The following is a 20,532-nucleotide window of genomic DNA, read 5'->3' as shown; positions in this document are numbered from 1 at the left end:
GCCTGAGGCTGATGTTACAACGGGCTGTAGGTTAACGTATGAATCTCGCTTGAAACATGATCTTTGTCAAGTGGATAGCCTATTAGCATGGCGTAATACATGTTTCAAAAATAGTCCTGATAGCGTTGTAGTTCTTCTGCAGTCAGTAAAAAAACGCCGTTGCCTCCCTTTTCAAATTCAGCCCAGGTAAAAGGCACTTCCGGGTAGGATTCAATCAGATGAGCTTCACTGTTGCCAACTTCTACTACTAATAACCCACTTTCAGTCAAATAATGACCGGCTGTTTTCAGAATACAGCGGGTAATTTCCAGACCATCAATACCGGATGTGAGCGCTAGTTGAGGTTCATGTTGATATTCTTTGGGCATATTGCTGAAGTCGGCTTGATCCACATAGGGTGGATTGCTGACAATCAGGTCATAGCGTTTGCCTTCAAGGTTCCTGAACAGGTCGCTTTGAATAGTGGTGACCCGGTGGTTTAGCTCATGGCGGTTGATATTTTTTTCGGCAACCGCCAGCGCATCTGTAGAAATATCGACCAGGTCAACCTGTGCTTCCGGAAACTGATACGCACAAGCTATGCCAATACAGCCACTACCGGTGCAGAGGTCCAGAATCTGTTCTACAGGACCCGGTCTGAGCCAGGGGGAAAACTGTTGTTCTGTCAGTTCGGCAATAGGGGAGCGGGGAATGAGGACGCGCTCATCCACATAAAAAGGCATGCCCATATACCAGGCTTCACCGGTAATATAGGGTAGCGGTATACGTTCTTCTGTACGGCGGCGAATGTAGGTTAAAATGCGTTGCTTTTCTGAGCTGGTCAGGCGCGCATCCAGCACTTCCGGACTGGCATCCCAGGGCAGATGTACAGCATTTAATACCAGTTGAACGGCTTCGTCCCAAGGGTTGTCTGTACCGTGCCCGTAATACAGGCTGGCCTGCTGGAAGCTACTCATGGCCCAGCGAATGTAGTCACGCAGTGTGTGCAGTTCGCTGGCCGGGTTATCTGTTTGAAAAGTCATGCACTGGGGTACTCTGGCTGCTATAGTTTTGCTTGAGCAGTGTACCTTAAACTCAAGTGCAGGTGTGAGCATGATCCTTGCCTGGTCTGATGCAGGCGCAGCATGTAAATCAAAATAGAACAGCGATTGAGGTGGGTTAATGTGGGTGGATTCGGTCACGGACTGGCTGGCTAAATTATCGATTGAGCCAACAGCGCTGACACAATTAGTTGTTGCCTTGAGTCTGATCGTCCTTGTGGCACTGGTGACGCATTTTATTCTGCATCATTTTGTCCGTCGGCTCATGGAACGACTGGCTGGCAGTGCGCAGCATATCTGGAATCGTGCACTGTTCGAAAAGCAACTATTCAAGCGTTTATCGTTTATTATCCAAGCAATTATCGTTCAGCTTCAGGCACAGCAATGGTTGGAGCCTGGGTCAGTATCGCTGTTAATCATCGGTAGCCTGACTCAGCTATGGATTCTGATTTTCAGTGTGCTGGTGCTGTTTGTGATACTGGATGTGTTGCTTGAGTTGTCTCAATACAGCCGTGCAACCCGTGAGCTGCCGTTGCGGGGTATCTTTCAGGGAATTAAGTTATCTACAGTCGTGCTGGCGGCTGTTATCGCCATCTCTATTCTAATCGGCAAGTCGCCACTGATTCTCTTTAGTGGTTTGGGTGCCATGACAGCCGTATTGCTGCTGGTGTTCAAAGATCCGCTGATGGGACTGGTTGCGGGTATTCAGTTGTCTGCCAATAAAATGTTGTCGGTGGGTGACTGGCTGGAAATGAGCCGCTATGGTGCCGATGGTGCTGTAGTAGATATCAATTTGACCACAGTGAAAGTGCAGAACTGGGATAATACCATTACCACCATTCCCACTTATGCACTGATTTCGGATTCGTTTAAGAACTGGCGTGGTATGCAGGAATCTGGTGGTCGGCGGATCATGCGCGGTGTGCGGATCGATGTCAGTAGTGTGCGTTTTTTGACCCCGCAGGATGTAGACGTGTTGCGCAAATCCAATTTGCTTAACAGCTATATAGAGCAACGCCTTGCTGAAGTTGAACGTTATAATACCGAACATGACCTGGATCTTAGCAGCCCATTGAATGGTAGGCGTTTGACCAATATTGGTACGTTTCGCGCTTATCTGGCTGCCTATCTGAAGACCCACCCGCGTATTCATCAGCAGATGATTATGATGGTCAGACAACTGGAAGCCACCAGTGAAGGTGTGCCTATTCAGGTTTATGCCTTTACCAATACCACCGCCTGGGTTGAGTATGAGGGTATTCAGGCAGATCTGTTCGATCATGTGCTGGCGGTGATGCCGGTGTTTGGCTTGCGCTTGCATCAGTCTCCTACCGGGAATGATATACGCCAGATTAAATTATCCATTGATAAGGATGATCAGCCTGGTGTTGACGCATGACTAGGTGACTTTGGTCCTGAATTTTGTATATGCTTAGACTTTTGTAAGCACACCCTTGGAGCTATACCCCGTGAGCAAAATTGCCATAACACACGATGATCAGGGATTGCCCGTGCTGATGGCGCGTCAGGCAATCTATACCAAAAGTCAGGATGTGGCTGCTTACGAGCTGTTGTTCAGAGATGAGCACGGCAATTTTGTCATGGGTTTAAAAGATGACGATGCCACTCTGGCGGTGTTGGTTAACTCCTATGCTTCCTTCAGTAAAGATACTAAAGCGCAGATGCCGTTTTTCCTGAAGGTGACTGATAAGGTGTTGCTGGATGATGAGTTGCCTGATTTTCCACGGCACTTGTTTGTGCTGGAGTTGTTACCGCATACACGGGTTACCCAAGCGTTGATAGACCGTCTTATCGAACTGGCAGGACAGGGTTACCGGTTGGCACTGTCCGGTTTCGATCCAAGTGATACCAAGCTGCACCCTTTACTTAAAGTAGTGCATGTGTTGAAACTGGATATTCAGTTAATTGGTTTATCAAGAATTCCTGCGTTGGTACAAAAGCTGAAGCCCTTTAATCTGGAATTGTTGGCGGACAAGGTTGAAACACAGGATCAGTTTCGTCAGTGTCTGGAAATGGGTTTTGCCCTCTATATGGGGTATTTTCTCAGTAAGCCTGATTTGGTGCGTGGCAAAAAACTGCCTGGAAACAAAATATTGCTGCTGCAGGTTCTGAAAGAGCTACAGAATAAGCATGCAACCGCGGAATCTGTTGAGCAGATTGCCCTGAAAGACCCTGAGTTGACTTATAAAATTTTGCGTGTAGTCAACTCGGCGGCGGTTAATTTGCGCCGTGAGGTGAACTCCCTGTCTCATGCCATTGCGCTGTTGGGTATGGACCAGATACGGCGCTGGGTGATGTTATTTCTGGCCAAAAGTGATAATGGTAAGCCAACAGAGTTGACTCGGAATATGCTCATCCGCGGGCGTATGTGTGAGTTGCTGGCTGAAATGCTGGAGTATCCGGAACCGATGGAGTGCTTCATCGTCGGTTTGTTATCGCAAATGGACGTGATGATGGATATGGAGATGGATGTGCTCTTGAATGAGGTGCCGCTGCAGCACTCTGTTAAAGATGCTCTGACTAAGCGTGAAGGGCAGGCGGGTCTGGTTCTGAGTGAGGTTGAGGTTTACGAGCGCGGAGAGTTTGAGCAGCTTAAAAAGTTGTTACCTTCACAGTTTTATGAGGTTGCTTACCGCCACAGCCTTAAGTGGGCTGAGCAAGTACTCGAAGCCTTGCAGTAAACTGAACCAGAATAGGAGGGGCGTGTCAGTACACGCCCCTCCATCCGATTAATCCAGCTGGCTAAGATCTCTGACGGCTCCTTTGTCAGCGGATGTCACCAACTTAGCATAGGCTTTGAGCGCTGAGGATACCTTTCTGGGGCGCTCCATGGCCGGTTTCCAGCCAATAGCATCCTGTTCAACACGGCGTTTGGCCAGTTCTTCATCAGGCAAAAGTACATTGATGCTGCGGTTGGGAATATCGATACAGATAGGATCGCCCTCCCTGACTAACCCTATGGCACCGCCAGCGGCCGCTTCCGGTGAAACATGGCCGATTGACAGGCCGGAGGTACCTCCGGAGAAGCGTCCGTCTGTCAACAGGGCGCAGTCCTTGCCCATGCCTTTGGATTTCAGGTAAGAGGTCGGGTAGAGCATTTCCTGCATGCCCGGACCGCCTTTGGGGCCTTCGTAACGGACTATGACAATGTCTCCCGGTTTAACCTTGTCCTGCAAAATATGCTCAACGGCCTGATCCTGTGATTCAGTGATATGTGCCGGGCCTTCAAAGCGCAGGATTGAGTCATCCACGCCAGCGGTTTTAACCACACAGCCATCTTCTGCAATATTACCAAACAGAACGGCCAAGCCTCCTTCACGTGAAAACGCATGTTCGAGGTTACGGATGCAGCCGTTTTCACGGTCACCGTCCAGTGTTGGCCAGCGAGTGGATTGACTAAAGGCCGTTTGTGTCGGGATGCCCGCAGGCCCGGCTTTGTAAAACTCCATCACTGCTGCTGAAGGATTACGCATGATATCCCAGGTTTCTAGTGCTTCAGCCATACTGCTGCTATGGACTGTGGGGAGATCGCTGTGCAGATTACCGGCACGGTCCAGCTCGCCGAGAATGGCAAAAATGCCACCGGCACGGTGTACATCTTCAATATGATATTTTGGCGTGTTAGGTGCCACTTTACACAGCTGTGGTACATGCCGGGACAGGCGGTCAATGTCTTTCAGGGTGAAGTCTATTTCACCTTCCAGCGCAATCGCCAGCAGGTGTAAAATGGTATTGGTGGAGCCGCCCATGGCGATATCCAGCGACATGGCGTTTTCAAAGGCTTTGAAATTGGCAATAGAGCGCGGCAGAACGGAATAGTCATCCTGCTCATAATGGCGCTTGGCCAGTTCTACAATCCGGTGGCCCGCTTCTTCAAACAAGCGACGTCTGTCACTGTGCGTGGCCAGAGTCGTGCCATTGCCTGGCAGTGAAAGGCCTAATGCTTCAGTCAGACAGTTCATCGAGTTGGCGGTGAACATGCCGGAGCACGAACCGCAGGTAGGGCAGGCTGAGCGCTCGTATTCAGCAACTTTTTCGTCAGAAGCCGAATCATCCGCGGCAATCACCATGGCATCGACCAGGTCCAGTTTGTGCTCGGAGAGCTTGGTTTTGCCAGCCTCCATCGGACCGCCAGAGACAAAAATAACCGGAATATTAAGGCGCATAGCCGCCATCAGCATCCCAGGAGTGATCTTGTCGCAGTTAGAGATGCAGATCAGCGCATCAGCACAGTGCGCATTGACCATGTATTCAACCGAGTCGGCAATAATATCGCGCGAGGGTAACGAATAGAGCATACCGTCATGCCCCATGGCAATACCGTCATCGACAGCGATAGTGTTAAATTCTTTCGCCACACCCCCGGCTTTTTCCACCTCTCTGGCGACCAGTTGGCCCATATCTTTCAGGTGCACGTGACCGGGTACAAACTGGGTGAATGAGTTGGCAATAGCAACAATCGGCTTGTGGAAATCATCATCTTTCATGCCTGTGGCGCGCCACAGCGCACGGGCACCTGCCATATTACGACCGGCGGTAGACGTTCTGGAACGATACTCTGGCATTGAGGGGTCCTTTGGATCGGCTGGTTGAGTCTGGTTTTGTTGGAGTATATCAGATTCTTTCTGACTGTCAGGATGGTAGCAGGTTGAACCTTGAACAAATTTCATCGGCGTTCTATCCTGCTCTGCCTCAACGTCAAACAGAAGCTCTGAACCCTATGGTAATAAAAGTTGATAAAAAAGTAATTCGTCAGGATCCTTTCCTGCGGATCTGTATGAAAACCGGTATTCCGCTCAGTATTATTGCTGTTATCAGTCTATGGACGGGGCAGTCTATCGGCTCGGCGGTGCTGGGAATGCTGTTTATCGTTTCAGCGTCACTAGCCATCGTGATAGGTCTGGCTTACAACATTCGCTTTGTGATGCTTTCTATTCGCGAGGTTAGGCGTCAGCAAGCTGAAGAGAATAGCAAACGCTGATTTCAGTGGGTGCGGATTTTGTTAATCATCAGTTCATTTCCATTGGCGTAAAGTGGTTAAGTTGCCGAGTTGCGGTATTACCCAACAAGAAAACCCCGGAGGAGCCCTATGTGTAGGGGTCGAAGTGTATTAGTTGAACGCCTGTTTGTGGCGTTGCTGTTGTGTGGTTTATTGCTGTCGGGTCCGCTGGTGGCTGAACCTGTCACCAGTCTGATGCGGGCATCAGAAATTGCTCAGGAAGCCTTTGGTGGGCAGGTGGTTAAGGCTGAAGAGGCTGAAATTGATCAAAAACCGGTATTTTTGATTCGTATCGTCAATGATGGGCGGGTCCGGGATGTGATGATTAACCCTGATGATGGTGAGATACTTAACCCGTGAAAGGACCTTGGTATGAAAGCACTAGTTGTTGAAGATGATCTGGATCTGCGCCGGCAGTTGAGTCATCAGTTGACCGAGAAGGGCTATACCGTTGAGGAGTGTGAAGAAGGGAAAGAAGCCTTGTTCCTCGGGACAGAGTATGAGTTTGATATTGCCGTGGTTGATCTGGGTCTGCCGGGGTTATCAGGCCTGGATGTGATTAAAGGTTGGCGTGAGGCTCATCGGGATTTTCCCGTTTTGATTCTGACCGCGCGTGGTCACTGGCAAGACAAGGTGGAAGGTCTTGAAAGTGGTGCAGATGATTATCTGGTCAAACCGTTTCAACCTGAAGAGTTGATTGCTCGCCTCAATGCGCTGGTTCGTCGGGCCGCCGGTCATGCCAAACCCAGATTGACCTTCGGGCCTTTAATGCTGGATACCGTTAGTCGAGTGGTGCGCTTGCATGATGAGGAAGTCCGTTTAACCAGCTATGAATACCGCACGGTTGAGTATTTGATGATGAATGCCGGTAAAACCATCTCCAAGACGGAGTTGACGGAGCATCTTTATCATCAGGATTTCGATCGTGACAGTAACGTGCTGGAAGTGTTTATCCGCCGACTGAGGCAGAAGCTCGATCCGGATCAGCGGATACAGCCTATTCTTACCGTACGGGGATTGGGCTATCGATTTAATCCGGAATTGAAAGACGCCTGATGCGTCGCTTGTTGCCCCGTTCACTTAAGTCGCGCCTGTTTTTGGCTTCCTTAGTGCTGCTGCCGCTGATTATTGTGGCTGCCGTGGTGATACTGCAGCGTGCTCATTATGACAGTCTGGTTGCTTCTGAGCGTTCTCAGGCACAACTTCAGGTGTATTTATTGCTGGGTTTGGCTGAGCTGGATGCCGGTGAGTTGAAATTACCGGAAATGTTACCTGAGCCCGGTTTTTCTCAAACAGGCTCGGGTATTTATGCGTTTATTAGTGATGAGCGTAAACAGCTGCTATGGCAGTCTGATTCATCGGCCCTGTTGCCAACGGAGCAGGTTTCACAGGTGCTCGACAGCTTTCCCGTTCCGGGCCAGGTGCTGTTTCGCCACCTGGCCGACAGCCATTTCTATTTGTTTCAGTACCCGATAATCTGGGAAGGGCTTGGTGAAGAGCGTTTCTTTATGATTTCGGTACTGCGTAGTGATGAACGCTTGCGTGAGCAGATGCGCGCTTTCAGTGCACGGCTCTGGGGGTCATTAATCGGCGTGCTGGTGTTGGCATTGAGTATGCAATACCTGATTTTGCGTTGGGGGTTGCGTCCTCTCGGTCGTCTGGCAGCTGACTTGCGTCACATAGAGAAGGGTGAATCCGACAGCCTTTCCGGCAACTATCCGCGTGAAGTGCAGCCGGTGACTGAAAACCTCAATCAGCTTATTTTGACTGAGCGTCAGCAACGTGAGCGTTATCGCAACACCCTGGCTGATTTGGCACATAGTCTGAAAACGCCCTTGGCGGTTATTACCGGAGCCAGTTCAGAAAACCTGTCTCCGGAGGCTTACCGTACTCTGGTGGAAGAACAAAGCCAACGCATGAACCAGATCGTGCAATACCAGTTAGCACGTGCGGTTAAATCCAAAGGGGGGTTGGCCGCCAAGCCTGTATTGGTTAAACCGTTGATACAGCGCGTAGCTGAAGTGCTCCACAAAGTCTATGCAGACAAGTCGATACAGATCGATAACGCTGTGGAGGATGGGGCACAGTTTTACGGCGATGAACGTGATCTGATGGAGCTGCTGGGTAATCTGATGGAAAATGCCTGTAAATATGGCACGGCCCATGTACAGATCACCTCGTGCCCTACGCGCAACGGTTTGCTGTTGCTAGTCGAAGATGACGGTCCCGGTGTATTGCCGACCCAGTCCAAGGTAATCCTGGAGCGGGGTCAGCGCATTGACAGTTCCATTTCCGGGCAGGGTATCGGTCTGGCCGTGGTGGTGGATATACTCAGCAGCTACGGCGGCGCTCTCGAAGTGGATAGCTCTCCGGAACTCAAGGGTGCCAGGTTCCGGATGCTGTTGCCTATGCCCACATGACTCAGAGTGGCTTAAAAAACACTTTGGAGTTGCGTTGAAAGTTGTACAGGGCTTTCTTCTCGTTCGGCAGGGCATCCAGTGAGGCTTCACGGAAGCCGCGTTCAATAAACCAGTGAGCGGTACGCGTCGTCAGTACAAATAGCTGTGTGAGCCCCAGCTCGCGTGCATGAGTTTCGAGGGAGGCGAGTAAGCGATCACCTCGCTCACCACCACGATAGTTGTTATCGATTGCCACACAGGCTAGTTCACCTACCTGTTCCTCTTCAAAGGGGTAGAGTGCGGCGCAGCCGATAATGGCACCATCACGCTCTATCACGGTAAAGCGCTCAATTTCAGTTTCCAGCCGTTCTCTGGAACGACGAACCAGTATCCCTTTGACTTCCAGCGGGGCGATCAACTCCAGTATGCCGCCTACATCATCAATACCCGCCGTACGTATCTGTTCATAAGACTCACGCACTACCATGGTGCCGGATCCGTCACGTGTAAGTAGTTCAGCAATCAGGGCGCCATCACGCTGATAGCTGATCAGATGGCAGCGTGGCACTCCTTCTTCGCAGGCATCAGCGGCAGCCTGAAGCAGTCGTGCGGTTTCGGTATGGGCCTGCGAGGGATCATCCAGTCCGGCCAGGTATTGACTGACCCAGCGCTTGGCTGTGGCGGCCAGTAGTTCGCTGCGCAGGTCACCATGGCTATCGGTGATGCCGGCCTCACTGCCGAACAGAATCAGTTTGTCTGCATTCAGTGCCGTAGCGGTACGCGTGGCGACTTCTTCGACTGAAAGATTGAATACTTCTCCCGTGGGCGAAAAACCCAGATTGGAGATAAAGACAATATTATTCAGGTCCAGCTGCTTGCGAATGGCCGCTTGATCAACACGACGCAGCTCACCGGTATGGCCCAAATCAAAACCATCGACAACACCCGCCGGTCGTGCGGTAACAAAATTACCGCTGCAGACCCGGATTCTGGCGCCATGCATCGGCGTATTGGACAGGCCCATGGAGAAAAGTGCTTCAAGGCGCGTGCGCAGTACACCGGCCGCTTCAATCGCGCATTGCAAGGTGGCTGTGTCAGTGATGCGTTGGTGATGGTGCAGACGTGTTGGCAGGCCTAAAGCTTGCAAACGCTCATCTATCTGGGGTCTGGAGCCAAATACCAGTACCAGACGAACCCCGAGACTGCTCAGCAGGGCAATATCATGGACGATATTGGTCAGGTTGGGGTCAGCCAGGGCTTCCCCGCCAATCATTAGCACAAAGGTTTTGCCACGATGGGCATTAATGTAAGGGGATGAATGTCTGAACCAGTCGATATACTGGTCGCTGCTGTCTTTGCTCACGCTGGAACCTGATTGTTATCCGTCATTTATAAACACGAAAGTCTGTCAATATAATGCAGACTTTCGTGGTTCAGGTCTATCACCTTAAACGCAAATACCGCCTCAAAGGAAGATAGCACTGAGAATAAAGAAGATAACAATCGACAGAAACGCACCCGCAGGCAGGGTAACGATCCAGGAAATAAAAATGGTGCCGATAATGCGCAGGTTGAGTGCCGCCATACCTCTGGCAAGCCCCACGCCCAGTACGGCACCAACCAGTGTATGCGTGGTCGAAATTGGCAGGCCGGTTCCCGACGCTACTACAACAGTAGCGGCAGCCGCCAGAGTGGCTGCAAACCCGCGGCTGGGCGTCAGTTCAGTAATGTTCTGACCGACGGTGGCAATGACCTTGTGACCGTACATCACCAGTCCAGCCACTATGCCGATGCCGCCGAGCAGCAGTATCCAGGCTGGCATCATTGAGCGGGCAGCAACTTCTCCCCCTGACTGGATAACTCCAACAACAGCGGCCAGCGGACCTACGGCATTAGCGACATCGTTGGAGCCGTGCGCAAAGGCCATGGCGCAAGCGGTAAACAGCATCAGGATGCCAAAGATTTTCTCAACATTGGTAAAGTGAAAATCTTTATCGTCGGCTGCGGAATATTTGACCTTGCGGATCATCAAAACCCCAACCAACATGGCTACAATTCCAACAACTACCGAGGCCATGCTGCTTTCGAAAAAGCTCAGATTCAGTCCTACATGTTTCAGCCCTTTGGTGAAGGTCACCATAGAAATGATGAACCCGACCAGGAATATATAAAAAGGCACCACACGTTTGGCATTGGAGAAGGGGTCGTCGGTGCTAAGGATCAGATACTGCACGCTGCGGAATAGCCAAAAGGAAATAAATCCGGCGGTCAGGGGGGAAATCACCCAACTGGCAACAATAGTCCAGATTTTATCCCACTGCACGGCGTCTACCGAGATGCCTACTGCAGCGAAACCGACAATTGCGCCGATGATGGAATGCGTAGTTGATACCGGCCAGCCATAATGGGTGGCTATCAGCAGCCAGATCCCTGCAGCCAGCAGTGCTGACATCATTCCGAAAACCAGCAAGTCCGGTGAGTCAGCTAGTAATCCTGCATCGGTAATACCACTGCGGATGGTTGATGTGACGGCACCACCTGCCAGGTAGGCGCCTGCAAATTCGAAAATAATGGCGATAATAATCGCCTGTTTCAGGGTGATGGCCTTGGAGCCGACCGAGGTGCCCATGGCATTGGCAACATCGTTGGCACCGACACCCCAGGCCATAAAAAAGGCAAAGGTGCAGGCCAGAATAATCAGAATTGTGCCGTGTTGTGCTAATACGTCCATAACGTCTCGCGTATATTCAGGTTAGCGGGCCAGCAGCAGTTGCAGTCGGCTACCGACATGTTGTGCGTAGTTGGCAAGATCACCGATGTCATCGATGATGCGGTAGAGGAAAATCACATCAACAGCGTACAGGTCCCGTTCGACGGCAAATAACGATGTACGAAGCTTGCGCTCCTGTTCATCGTTCTCATGCTCAAGGCGGTCCAGTTCATCGATCAGTTTTTCAACTACTTTCACTTCATGTCCGCGAAACCCTGCAGCCAGGAGTTCATCCAGCTCATTCAATGCAATAACAGCCTGCTCTGTCGTTTGAATGGCGGTGTTGAGAAAGTTGACCATCTCGGCCTGAATGGCTTCGGGTATCTGCATTTTGCGTCCCAGCATCATGCCCGCGATATCCTTGGCACGGTTGGCGACTTTATCCTGCATGCGTAACAGGTCAAGCAGATCAGTGCGGGGAACAGGAAGAAACAGATTACTGGGCAGATTCTGACGAATCGCGCGTTTCATATCATCGGCCTCACCTTCAATGACGGCGATGCGATGCTGCACAGCGGCGGCTGTATCCCAGTCATTAATCAGTACAGCTTCAAGAAACGGTTTGAGTGCTGCGGCTGCTTCCTGTGCTTTGGCAATGTGTTCCTGCATTGGCTTGAACGGCGATCGAGCAAACATTTGCAGGATCGGGTTGTTGGTCACCATAGGGGCTCACCTGTGTTTGTGAAAAGACACGGCGATTATAAGGGTCATAGTCACATTTATGTAGTAAAAACGTCATAAATTTGCAATCAATGCTTGGATTGGGCGGCTCCTCTTTCGGGCTGCTGTAAAGTCGGTAGGTCTGATATGCTGTGTACTAATCATGAGCGTTTGATAGCGGGAGTCGCGACGTGTCCGATAAGAATCCACTTTCTCAGTTGCCAGATAGACTTCAATCGGTGGCCGAAAAGCCCTGGAGCCAGTTAGAGTCTCACCCGTCATTGCAGGGCCAATCTGGTGCACAGCTGTCACAAGAGTTGTGCCGGGTGCTGGCTATCAGCGATTTTGTAGCGGATCAATTGACGCGGCGACCTGAGTGGCTGGAAAGTCTGGTGGATGAGGGTGATATAACGACATCTTATCCACCAGGTCGTTATGCTGAAAAACTGGTAGCCCGACTGACGGAAGTTGATGATGAAGCGTTGATGCATCAGCAACTGCGTCGCTTTCGTAATTACGAAATGGTACGCCTGATCTGGCGGGATTTGACACGACGTGCGGATATGCGCGAAACAACCCGTGACCTTTCTCATCTTGCTGATGCCTGCATTGACGAAACCCTAACGTGGCTTTACCAGCGAGCAACAAAGCGCTGGGGTATGCCGCTATCCGGGTCCGATGCTCAGCCGCAACAACTGGTTGTGCTGGGTATGGGCAAGCTGGGAGCGAATGAACTCAACCTGTCTTCGGATATTGATCTGATGTTTTGTTTTCCAGCCAATGGAGAGACAGATCACCCGACTCAATCTCTGGAGAATCAGGACTTTTTTATTCGCCTGGGGCAGAAATTAATTCAGGCATTGGATAATCAAAATGCCGAAGGCTTCGTATTTCGGGTAGATATGCGGCTGCGTCCCTTTGGTACAGCGGGCCCTCTGGCGGTCAGTTTTACCGCCATGGAGCATTATTATCAGGATCAGGGCCGTGACTGGGAGCGCTATGCGATGATCAAGGCGCGGCCAGTCGCTGGCGATATTGCCGCGGGTGAGCAGTTGATGCAGCAGTTACGCCCGTTTGTCTATCGCAAGTATATCGACTTTAGTGCGTTTGAGTCTCTGCGGGATATGAAGCTGATGATCAACCGTGAGGTACGCCGCAAAGGATTGGAACAAAATGTGAAGCTGGGTTCCGGTGGTATTCGTGAAGTGGAGTTTATTGCCCAGGCGTTTCAGTTGATCCGAGGTGGGCGTGATCTGGCACTGCAACAGCGTGAGCTGTTGAATATTCTGCCGTTGCTGCCAGAGCATGTAGGTATGCCGGAAAGTGCAGTGCAAGAGCTGGTTGCGGCCTATGTGTTCCTGCGTAATACCGAACATGCGATTCAGTCCATCGCTGATAAGCAGACTCAGGAGTTACCCGATGATCCTCAAGGGCAGGCACGTATTGCCCTGGCAATGGGGTTTGCGGACTGGGACAGCTTTCAACAGCAACTGGCACAGCATCGCCGGGCGGTATCCCAGCATTTTGCTGATGTAATCGCACCGGCTGAAGCCGAAGGTGAGCAGAATGAAGCGGCGGATGAAAGTGAGTGGAAAGCCTTGATCAATGACGAGATGGATCAGGATCAAGTCTTGAGTTTCCTGTCTCGAAAAGGTTTTGCCGATGCAGACTCTGCGCTTAAGCAACTGCAGTCCTTGCGGCAGTCCCGCGCCATGCAGATGTTGCAGCAGGTGGCTAAGACCCGCTTGCTTCATATTATGCCAGCGCTGCTGGAAACCGTTGGGCAGTGTCGTAATGCCGAAGTAACATTGGAGCGGGTATTGCTGTTAATTCAGGCTGTTTTGCGCCGTTCAGCCTATCTGGTGCTGCTCGCCGAAAACCCAGGTGCAATGCAGCAACTGGTGAGGCTTTGCTCCTCCAGTGCATGGTTTGCCGCACAATTGTCCAAACAGCCGGTGTTGTTGGATGAACTGATCGACCCGCGTACGCTATTTACCCCACCCGACAAAGCCCGTCTGCAGGCTGAGCTGTCTCAGCAACTCTTGCGGGTGCCGGAAGATGATATGGAGCAGTTGATGGAAACGCTGCGCTATTTCCATCATGCCCATGTATTACGCGTGGCGGCCTCAGATATTACTGAGGCGTTACCCCTAATGAAAGTCAGCGACTATCTGACCTGGCTGGCCGAAACTCTGCTGGAAGCGGTGCTGCAAAGTGCCTGGCGGATGCTGACGGAGAAGCACGGCGTACCAATGCGGGAACCCGGAGAGCCTTGTGATCCCGACTTTGTGGTGGTGGGCTACGGTAAAATGGGTGGCATTGAGCTTTCTTATGGTTCAGATCTGGATCTGGTGTTTATTCATGATGCCGATCCGGATCTGAATACCAATGGCGATAAGTCGGTACCTAATCCGGTATTCTTTAATCGTCTGGGGCAGAAAATGATTCATTTCCTCAATACCTTTACGCCATCAGGTCAGTTGTATGACATTGATATGCGCTTGCGGCCATCAGGTAACTCCGGGTTGCTGGTGTCGGGGCTGAAGGCTTTTAAACAATATCAACAAAAAGAAGCCTGGACCTGGGAGCATCAGGCGCTTGTCAGAGCCCGGGTGGTTGCCGGAAGTCCGGCATTGGCGAAGCGTTTTGAACAGGTCAGGTCTGAGTTATTGTCACAGCCACGTGACCGGGCGGTGTTGCTGGAACAGGTATGCAGCATGCGCGAAAAAATGCGCGAGCACTTGGGCAGTCGAACGACGGATGCCAGTGGAAGTTTTGACCTGAAGCAGGATCGGGGCGGTATTGTCGATATAGAATTTATGGTGCAGTTTATGGTGCTCAATCACGCTAACAAATATCCGGACTTACTGACCTATACCGATAATATTCGTATTCTCGACGGGATCGAGGCGAATGGATTAATGACGGCAGAACAGGCCGGGTTGTTACGCGATGCCTATCGGGTGTTACGATCCGTCGGCCATCGTCAGGCTTTGCAGGAGCAGTCCAGCAGCGTGGTAGCCGATGAAGAGTTAAGCCAATACCGGCAGCAGGTGGCCCGCATTTGGGATGAGGTGATGTGCTGAGCAGTTTCAGGCCAGCCTGGGCAGAAGGTCATCTGTCCAGGCTGGCTATTATGTATTAGACCCGTGTCAGCCAGCCGTGAGTATCTTCGGCCTGGCCCCATTGAATAGCATTGAGTGCCTGACGCAATTTGCGCGTTGTCTCTCCAACACCCCCATGGCCTACAGCATATTCCTTGCCCTGAAAAATGAGTGTACCAACAGGAGCCAGTACCGCTGCTGTACCAGAGAGTGCGGCTTCACAACCGGGCTTGGCGGCACGTTGCAGCAGTTCATCGACAGTGATTTCACGTTCACTTACCTGCATGCCCAGGTCTTTGGCCAGGGTCAGGATGGATTCACGCGTGACGCCATGCAAGAAGCTTTCATCCAGGGCTTTGGTAATAATTTCGTTACCATCAATCAGCAGGAAGTTGGCTGCGCCAGTTTCCTGGACATCACCACCCGGGCAGAAGAGCACCTGGTCGGCCTGTACTGAGTTGCGAGCGCGCATGATCGGCTGTAGTGCACTGGCATAGTTGCCACCGCTTTTGATCATGCCCATATGCGGAGCACAGCGCATGCCCTGGTCTTCCAGGAGTAAACGCAGTGCCTTGTCACCACCGGCAAAATAATCACCTACCGGTGAAACCAGTACATAAAAACAAGAAGATACGGAAGGTACCGCCGCTTTACCTATGGCAGGTTCGGTGCCGAAATGGGTCGGACGAATATACAGCGATCCCGGAGGAGCCGGGACCTTATCCGCAAAGCGCGCCACGGTATCCTTGATCATCTGAGCAACCTTGGCTTCATCCAGCGCAGGCAAGCCCAGCAGGAGGGAACTCTGGGACAGGCGAGCAATGTTGCGGTCCATGCGGAAGATGTTGACCGATCCATCGGCATGGCGAAAGGCCTTTAAACCTTCAAAGCAGGTGCTGGAGTAATGCAGTACATGTGCACCTGGGTGCAGGGTAATGCTGTCGCTGCTGACCATTTCCGGCACACTCCAGTCTGATCCATCAAACCAGGTGATCGCCATTTCAGGCATGAAAACGGTACCGAATGCAGCAGCCATGAATAAATCCTCAAGAACGTGTTACTGAATGAGTGCGGAAAAACCGAACAAAGAAGCTATTGATTGTAATCATACCGCCCGCTAAAGGGAATTGTCTGAGGCCCCTTGGGGTAAAATTTACCTCAGAGCTGGGGCTTTTTAAGTCTGGCTGTTATGATTAGGCACCAATAAAACCACTATGGATATGGCTGTGGGCGTAGTTTGGATAATTCGTGACGCAAAGCCGGGGCATTTCAGTCAATGTGAAGGACTGACGAATGCACTACTTGAGATTGTTCCTGGCTTGAGGGTTGAGACGCTCCACCGGCTGCCTCTTGCCCAACTGCTAAAAACTCTGCTGACACGTCACTTGCCGCCAGAAATAGAATCGCTTCGGGATAAGGGCACTCCAGATCTGTTGATTGCCGCAGGTCATGCAACCCATTTCACTCTGTTAGTGCTGGGATGGTTGTTAGGAGCGAAAACCCTGCTGCTGATGAAGCCCAGCTTACCTTGTCAGCTGTTCGATCTTTGCCTGATACCGGCACATGACCAGCCCGCTGAAGCCGATAATATTATTTGTACCCAGGGCGCTTTGAATCCCATGCGGCCCGGCATAAAAAAGTCGGGGCAGGGCGTTATTCTTATTGGTGGACCATCAAAGCATCACCGTTGGGATGACCACCGCCTAATGCAGCAGCTTGAAGGAATTACCCAGTCATCAGCAATACACTGGACCTTGACCACTTCCCGGCGAACGCCTGCATCGACACACAGCCGGATTGGCGCGCTAAAGGCCGTTGAACTCATCCCTTTTGAGTCGACAGCACCCGGTTGGGTGGCAGAGCAACTGGCTGGCGCTGAATATGTCTGGGTGACAGAAGACAGTGTGTCGATGATTTATGAGGCGCTGACCGCAGGTTGTGCGGTAGGTATACTCAATGTGCCTCGTGTAGCTGATAAGCCTAATCGCCTGGTGCGTGGCTTAAGCGCGCTGGTGGAGCAGGGACAGGTAAGGATTTACAGTGACACCGATGACCTGAGCTTGCAACATCCGGCTCAGGTGTTCAATGAAGCACAGCGCTGTGCGCAGATGATTATAGATAGAGGCTGGTTATGAAGGTAGTACAGGTTCTGCCGGCACTGGAGCTTGGTGGGGTAGAGCGTGGCACCCTGGAAATTGCCAAGGGGCTGGTAGACGCTGGCCATGAGTCAGTCGTGGTTTCGGCAGGGGGGCGTTTAGTCACTGAACTTGAGCGTGCCGGAAGCTGGCACGTGAACTGGGATCTGGGTAAAAAATCGCTGCTGACACTATTGCAGGTACGTTCCTTTCGGCGCTGGCTGGAGCAGGAACAGCCGGATATTGTCCATGTGCGCTCTCGCATGCCTGCCTGGATAGTCTGGCTGGCCTGGCGACGTATGGATCCAGCTACCCGGCCTCGCTTCATTACCACCTTGCACGGCATGCACTCCGTGAATAGATACAGTGCTATTATGGGTAAAGGTGAGCAAGTGATTGCAGTTTCTGAAACCGCCAAGCGCTATCTGCTGGATAATTTTCCGGAGGTTGATCCCGCTAAAGTCACCGTTATTCATCGGGGTATCGACCCTGATGAGTTTCCGCGGGGCTATCGTCCATCAGCTCCCTGGCTGGAGCAATTTTATGCCGATAACCCACAGGCACGAGATAAGTTTTTGATCTGCTTCCCAGGACGCATTACCCGCTGGAAAGGACATCTGGATCTGGTTGAGGTGATAGACCAGCTCAAGACGCATCTGCCCAATGTGCATGTTCTGGTAGTGGGTAGCGATCCTAAAGGAGCATTTCTGGCAGAAGTGAAGGCCGCGATAGAAGCGCGATCACTGACTGAATACTTTACCTTTCTTGGTACCCGCTCCGACATGAAAGAGTTTTATGCCCTCAGTGATGTGATGCTGTCGCTGACCAGTACAACAGCCGAAGCCTTTGGCCGAACGGTTGTTGAGTGCCTGTCGATTGGAACGCCGGTAATTGCTTATTCGCATGGAGCTGTTGAAGAAACCTTGTCAGCACTTTACTCCGAGGGTCTGGTGGAGACAGGAAGTATTGTGGGGATCGTAGAAAAAATTGTCACCCTAGCGTCTTTGCAAGAACCAAAAAGGCCAATAGAAAATCATTTTTTACTGAATGATATGATTAGAAAGACATTAGCTGTATATCAGAGGGTTGCTTCATGAAGTCGCAGACTTTACCCATGGATTTCAGAGGGGTTGGTTTTTATTTGATAGTAGCTTCGCTGTCTTTTTCAGTTTTTTTTGCTGTTGATAAAGCTTATAAAATTCTACCGATAGTATATTTTATTGCTGCATTTTTTTACGTAATAAAAGAAAAACCCTTTATAGACTACAAAGCTATTTTATTTTATTTTTGTGCTGTTTTTTTTGTTGTGCTAGGTGATTTACTTAATATTTATTTTGGTAATTCTGATTTTAGTGGGATTGAACAGGTTGCCAGGAATGTTGTGCTTATTCTTCCACTAATTTTTATTTTAGAGTGTGAAAGGCTAACTACAAAAATCATAGTTGGTTCTGTGTTTTTTATGTTATGCGTTACAGCTTTTGCTTCTGTTTTTCAATATTTTGGAATGTATGCACAAGACTCATCGCATCTTTCAGGCGGGCGTGTTGGGTTGTGGTGGAATTCAGTGCCTTTCGCCAATTCAATTGTACTTTTTCTTGGTCTTATTTTAGGTTCTGTTTTGGTAAGTCCAAAAAGCTATTGGATGAATATTATTGTTGTGCTTGCCTGCACTCTAATGCTTGTTGTTGTGTATCTTAGCGGTACGCGTAGTGCTCTTCTTTCGTATTTTTTTGTAATCTTTATATATCTGTTTATGACAGTAAAGAGTGATAAACGCATTTGGTTTAGATCTTTAATAGGTGTTTTTCTTTTGGTTTTGGTAGCCGCTGCGTCCTATCTATTTGGTGATAGAGTTGAGCTCGCAGTAGAACAACTTTATAGCCACTTTCACAAGGGAGCTGAGTTCACCTCTGTGAGTATCAGATTGAGTAGCTGGTATTATTCCTGGCTTATATTTCTTGACAATCCCTTGTTTGGACATGGAACAGAAGGAGCTATTCATGTTGGGAAAGATATAGTTGAAGCTGGACTGGTGCCCGAATATGTAGTGGATTACCATTCACACTCTGATGTTTTTGATGCGCTCAAACGTAACGGTCTGTTGGGTTTTTTGGGTCTGTTATGGGTTTATATTTCACCATTTCTTTTGATGTGGTATTTCAAGCTTTCAGCAAGAGATGTTGCTCCAGTTTTTCTGGTTGTTATAGCTCTTTTTGTAAGTGGATTAACTGAGGTTAATATAAGACATAATATTTCATCTAATTCCTTCTATATGGCTTATATGCTTGCTATAGCTGTTGTATTTAAATACAAGGTTCAAAGAGGCCAGTCGTTATGAGTAGTGTTTCTGAGCTTGATAGTATTGGGTTGGTATTATGTTCGGATAGAAAAGGAGGTCTCGAAAATGCGTTTGTTGATATGGCCTATGCACTGGTCACCCTTGGTTATAAAGTTGTTGCTTTAACTCCAGCTAATGCCCAGTTTAGGTCTATGATGCCTGAATTGGTTGAGTTTTACGATTATAGTCCTAAAGGCTATTGGGATTTTTTTAGTCGTTTTAAAACACGGCGTTATATCAAGAATAACAATATCAAGTTGCTGGTTACCGTCAATTCAAGAGCCACTTATACGATTGCAAAATCTGTTTCCGGTTTGAATATACCTGTTTTGGGCGTTTCTTATAGCTATAAGCATAAAAGGATGCAGGCTGCTGATCACCTTGTAGTCGTTACGCAACATATGAAGGCCCATTTTCTTCAGCATGGCTGGCCTGTAGGTGACGTGGATGTATTGCCCTGTATGCTGAGGAACTTTCCTGTAGAGTCAATAGCTTTAAAGCCAGTTGATGATGTAGTGAAACTTGGTTTTGTAGGTAGACTTTCACCCGAGAAGGGTCTTGAAGATCTAGTGGAAGCCATGTCTTTATTGATAGGAAAAGGGCGCTCTCTTTCACTGACGATTGCTGGCAGTGGTGATGATGAGCAAAAAATACACGCATTGTTAGCGCAAAAAGGGCTGCAGCAGAATGTGTTTTTCAGCGGCTGGATTACGGATATTCGTGAATGGCTAAAAAATATCAACCTGATTATTGTTCCCTCTAAAGAGGAAACTTTCGGTATTGTTGTTCTTGAGAGTATGGCGCATGGTTGCCCGGTAGTATCAACATACGCCCCTGGACCCTCAAGCCAGATAGAAAATGGTGTGACTGGTTGGCTTGCTGAGACGGGCGATGTAGAGTCTTTGGCAAGCGCTATAGAAACCGCATTGGGTCAATCAGGCACTTGGGAGCAGGTTGTTGATAATGCAAGAGCTAGTGCTTGCAAATATTCTTTTGAAAACCAAATTCCAATTATCAAAGATATAATCGAAAAAATTATTGTAAAATAATTTTTGTTTGTTTGTTT

Annotated in this window: 17 protein-coding genes; 11 read left to right on the top strand and 6 right to left on the bottom strand. The window is 49.9% G+C overall.

Annotated features, from left to right (window positions below; translation table 11 throughout):
- Window positions 1–104: 104 nt before the first annotated feature.
- Entirely contained in the window at window positions 105–1,022 is a 918-nt protein-coding gene (gene prmB / locus F5I99_RS17330) for a 50S ribosomal protein L3 N(5)-glutamine methyltransferase (RefSeq protein ID WP_151058210.1), read from the bottom strand.
- Window positions 1,023–1,161: 139 nt separating this feature from the next.
- On the opposite strand from prmB, the gene F5I99_RS17325 reads away from it, so the two are divergent.
- The gene (locus F5I99_RS17325) at window positions 1,162–2,439 is read left to right on the top strand and encodes a mechanosensitive ion channel family protein (protein ID WP_151058208.1); all 1,278 of its coding nucleotides are present in this window, start codon (window positions 1,162–1,164) and stop codon (window positions 2,437–2,439) included.
- Window positions 2,440–2,509: 70 nt separating this feature from the next.
- The gene (locus tag F5I99_RS17320; protein WP_225307461.1) at window positions 2,510–3,742 is read left to right on the top strand and encodes an EAL and HDOD domain-containing protein; all 1,233 of its coding nucleotides are present in this window, start codon (window positions 2,510–2,512) and stop codon (window positions 3,740–3,742) included.
- A gap of 48 nt (window positions 3,743–3,790) precedes the next feature.
- Here F5I99_RS17320 and ilvD read toward each other — a convergent pair whose 3' ends face one another.
- On the bottom strand, window positions 3,791–5,626 hold the full coding sequence (ilvD, locus tag F5I99_RS17315) for a dihydroxy-acid dehydratase (protein ID WP_151059317.1): 1,836 nt from the start codon (window positions 5,624–5,626) through the stop codon (window positions 3,791–3,793).
- Between the two features lie 155 nt (window positions 5,627–5,781).
- Here ilvD and F5I99_RS17310 point away from each other — a divergent pair, with 155 nt between their 5' ends.
- The 4 genes from F5I99_RS17310 (at window position 5,782) to F5I99_RS17295 (ending at window position 8,480) form a co-directional block, all read left to right on the top strand.
- Window positions 5,782–6,042 (top strand): hypothetical protein, encoded by a 261-nt coding sequence (locus tag F5I99_RS17310; RefSeq protein WP_151058206.1) that lies wholly within the window; start codon window positions 5,782–5,784, stop codon window positions 6,040–6,042.
- Window positions 6,043–6,150: 108 nt separating this feature from the next.
- Window positions 6,151–6,420 carry a PepSY domain-containing protein gene (locus tag F5I99_RS17305; RefSeq protein ID WP_151058204.1) on the top strand — a complete coding sequence of 90 codons (270 nt, stop codon included), beginning with the start codon at window positions 6,151–6,153 and terminating at the stop codon, window positions 6,418–6,420.
- 12 nt (window positions 6,421–6,432) lie between these two features.
- The gene (locus tag F5I99_RS17300) at window positions 6,433–7,116 is read left to right on the top strand and encodes a response regulator transcription factor (RefSeq protein WP_151058202.1); all 684 of its coding nucleotides are present in this window, start codon (window positions 6,433–6,435) and stop codon (window positions 7,114–7,116) included.
- Window positions 7,116–8,480 (top strand): ATP-binding protein, encoded by a 1,365-nt coding sequence (locus tag F5I99_RS17295; protein WP_151058200.1) that lies wholly within the window; start codon window positions 7,116–7,118, stop codon window positions 8,478–8,480. Before F5I99_RS17300 ends, F5I99_RS17295 begins: the two co-directional genes overlap by 1 nt.
- Window position 8,481: 1 nt before the next feature.
- Here the strand turns inward: F5I99_RS17295 and argA are convergent, their stop codons facing one another.
- From argA to F5I99_RS17280, 3 genes are all read right to left on the bottom strand, one after another.
- Window positions 8,482–9,822, bottom strand: coding sequence for an amino-acid N-acetyltransferase (gene argA / locus F5I99_RS17290; protein ID WP_151058197.1), 1,341 nt, complete (start codon window positions 9,820–9,822; stop codon window positions 8,482–8,484).
- 102 nt (window positions 9,823–9,924) lie between these two features.
- Window positions 9,925–11,190: an inorganic phosphate transporter gene (locus tag F5I99_RS17285; protein WP_151058195.1), complete on the bottom strand. Its 1,266-nt coding sequence runs from the start codon at window positions 11,188–11,190 to the stop codon at window positions 9,925–9,927.
- Window positions 11,191–11,211: 21 nt separating this feature from the next.
- Window positions 11,212–11,892 carry a TIGR00153 family protein gene (locus tag F5I99_RS17280; protein ID WP_151058193.1) on the bottom strand — a complete coding sequence of 227 codons (681 nt, stop codon included), beginning with the start codon at window positions 11,890–11,892 and terminating at the stop codon, window positions 11,212–11,214.
- Window positions 11,893–12,080: 188 nt separating this feature from the next.
- On the opposite strand from F5I99_RS17280, the gene glnE reads away from it, so the two are divergent.
- A complete protein-coding gene (gene glnE, locus F5I99_RS17275) occupies window positions 12,081–14,975 on the top strand; it encodes a bifunctional [glutamate--ammonia ligase]-adenylyl-L-tyrosine phosphorylase/[glutamate--ammonia-ligase] adenylyltransferase (protein ID WP_151058191.1) in 2,895 nt (964 codons plus the stop codon).
- Between the two features lie 55 nt (window positions 14,976–15,030).
- On the opposite strand, the gene F5I99_RS17270 is transcribed toward glnE, so the two are convergent.
- The gene (locus F5I99_RS17270; RefSeq protein WP_151058189.1) at window positions 15,031–16,029 is read right to left on the bottom strand and encodes a branched-chain amino acid aminotransferase; all 999 of its coding nucleotides are present in this window, start codon (window positions 16,027–16,029) and stop codon (window positions 15,031–15,033) included.
- A 190-nt stretch (window positions 16,030–16,219) separates the two neighbouring features.
- Between F5I99_RS17270 and F5I99_RS17265 the strand changes: the two genes are divergently transcribed.
- The 4 genes from F5I99_RS17265 to F5I99_RS17250 are packed head-to-tail and all read left to right on the top strand — an operon-like array spanning window position 16,220 to window position 20,515.
- Complete coding sequence (locus F5I99_RS17265; RefSeq protein WP_191905886.1) at window positions 16,220–17,128, top strand: mitochondrial fission ELM1 family protein; 909 nt, start codon at window positions 16,220–16,222, stop codon at window positions 17,126–17,128.
- Window positions 17,125–18,225, top strand: a complete 1,101-nt coding sequence (locus F5I99_RS17260) for a glycosyltransferase family 4 protein (RefSeq protein ID WP_151058185.1) — start codon at window positions 17,125–17,127, stop codon at window positions 18,223–18,225. Before F5I99_RS17265 ends, F5I99_RS17260 begins: the two co-directional genes overlap by 4 nt.
- Window positions 18,222–19,466 carry an O-antigen ligase family protein gene (locus tag F5I99_RS17255; protein ID WP_151058183.1) on the top strand — a complete coding sequence of 415 codons (1,245 nt, stop codon included), beginning with the start codon at window positions 18,222–18,224 and terminating at the stop codon, window positions 19,464–19,466. The genes F5I99_RS17260 and F5I99_RS17255 overlap by 4 nt, the downstream gene beginning before the upstream one ends.
- Window positions 19,463–20,515, top strand: coding sequence for a glycosyltransferase (locus F5I99_RS17250; protein WP_151058181.1), 1,053 nt, complete (start codon window positions 19,463–19,465; stop codon window positions 20,513–20,515). Before F5I99_RS17255 ends, F5I99_RS17250 begins: the two co-directional genes overlap by 4 nt.
- Window positions 20,516–20,532: the final 17 nt, after the last annotated feature.

Origin of the sequence: Nitrincola iocasae (assembly GCF_008727795.1) — a bacterium.
Taxonomy (GTDB): Bacteria; Pseudomonadota; Gammaproteobacteria; order Pseudomonadales; family Balneatricaceae; genus Nitrincola; species Nitrincola iocasae.
The sequence above is the reverse complement of the archived record's forward strand: the minus strand, read 5'-3'. Positions and strand labels throughout refer to the sequence as shown.

What these genes read in the sequence shown, in the direction of transcription:
- F5I99_RS17280 (WP_151058193.1), bottom strand. Translation starts at nt 11,892, where the DNA reads ATGGTGACCAACAACCCGATCCTGCAAATGTTTGCTCGATCGCCGTTC.
- F5I99_RS17300 (WP_151058202.1), top strand. Translation starts at nt 6,433, where the DNA reads ATGAAAGCACTAGTTGTTGAAGATGATCTGGATCTGCGCCGGCAGTTG.
- F5I99_RS17270 (WP_151058189.1), bottom strand. Translation starts at nt 16,029, where the DNA reads ATGGCTGCTGCATTCGGTACCGTTTTCATGCCTGAAATGGCGATCACC.
- ilvD (WP_151059317.1), bottom strand. Translation starts at nt 5,626, where the DNA reads ATGCCAGAGTATCGTTCCAGAACGTCTACCGCCGGTCGTAATATGGCA.
- F5I99_RS17255 (WP_151058183.1), top strand. Translation starts at nt 18,222, where the DNA reads ATGAAGTCGCAGACTTTACCCATGGATTTCAGAGGGGTTGGTTTTTAT.
- F5I99_RS17325 (WP_151058208.1), top strand. Translation starts at nt 1,162, where the DNA reads ATGTGGGTGGATTCGGTCACGGACTGGCTGGCTAAATTATCGATTGAG.
- F5I99_RS17305 (WP_151058204.1), top strand. Translation starts at nt 6,151, where the DNA reads ATGTGTAGGGGTCGAAGTGTATTAGTTGAACGCCTGTTTGTGGCGTTG.
- F5I99_RS17310 (WP_151058206.1), top strand. Translation starts at nt 5,782, where the DNA reads ATGGTAATAAAAGTTGATAAAAAAGTAATTCGTCAGGATCCTTTCCTG.
- F5I99_RS17285 (WP_151058195.1), bottom strand. Translation starts at nt 11,190, where the DNA reads ATGGACGTATTAGCACAACACGGCACAATTCTGATTATTCTGGCCTGC.
- prmB (WP_151058210.1), bottom strand. Translation starts at nt 1,022, where the DNA reads ATGACTTTTCAAACAGATAACCCGGCCAGCGAACTGCACACACTGCGT.
- F5I99_RS17260 (WP_151058185.1), top strand. Translation starts at nt 17,125, where the DNA reads ATGAAGGTAGTACAGGTTCTGCCGGCACTGGAGCTTGGTGGGGTAGAG.
- F5I99_RS17250 (WP_151058181.1), top strand. Translation starts at nt 19,463, where the DNA reads ATGAGTAGTGTTTCTGAGCTTGATAGTATTGGGTTGGTATTATGTTCG.
- F5I99_RS17295 (WP_151058200.1), top strand. Translation starts at nt 7,116, where the DNA reads ATGCGTCGCTTGTTGCCCCGTTCACTTAAGTCGCGCCTGTTTTTGGCT.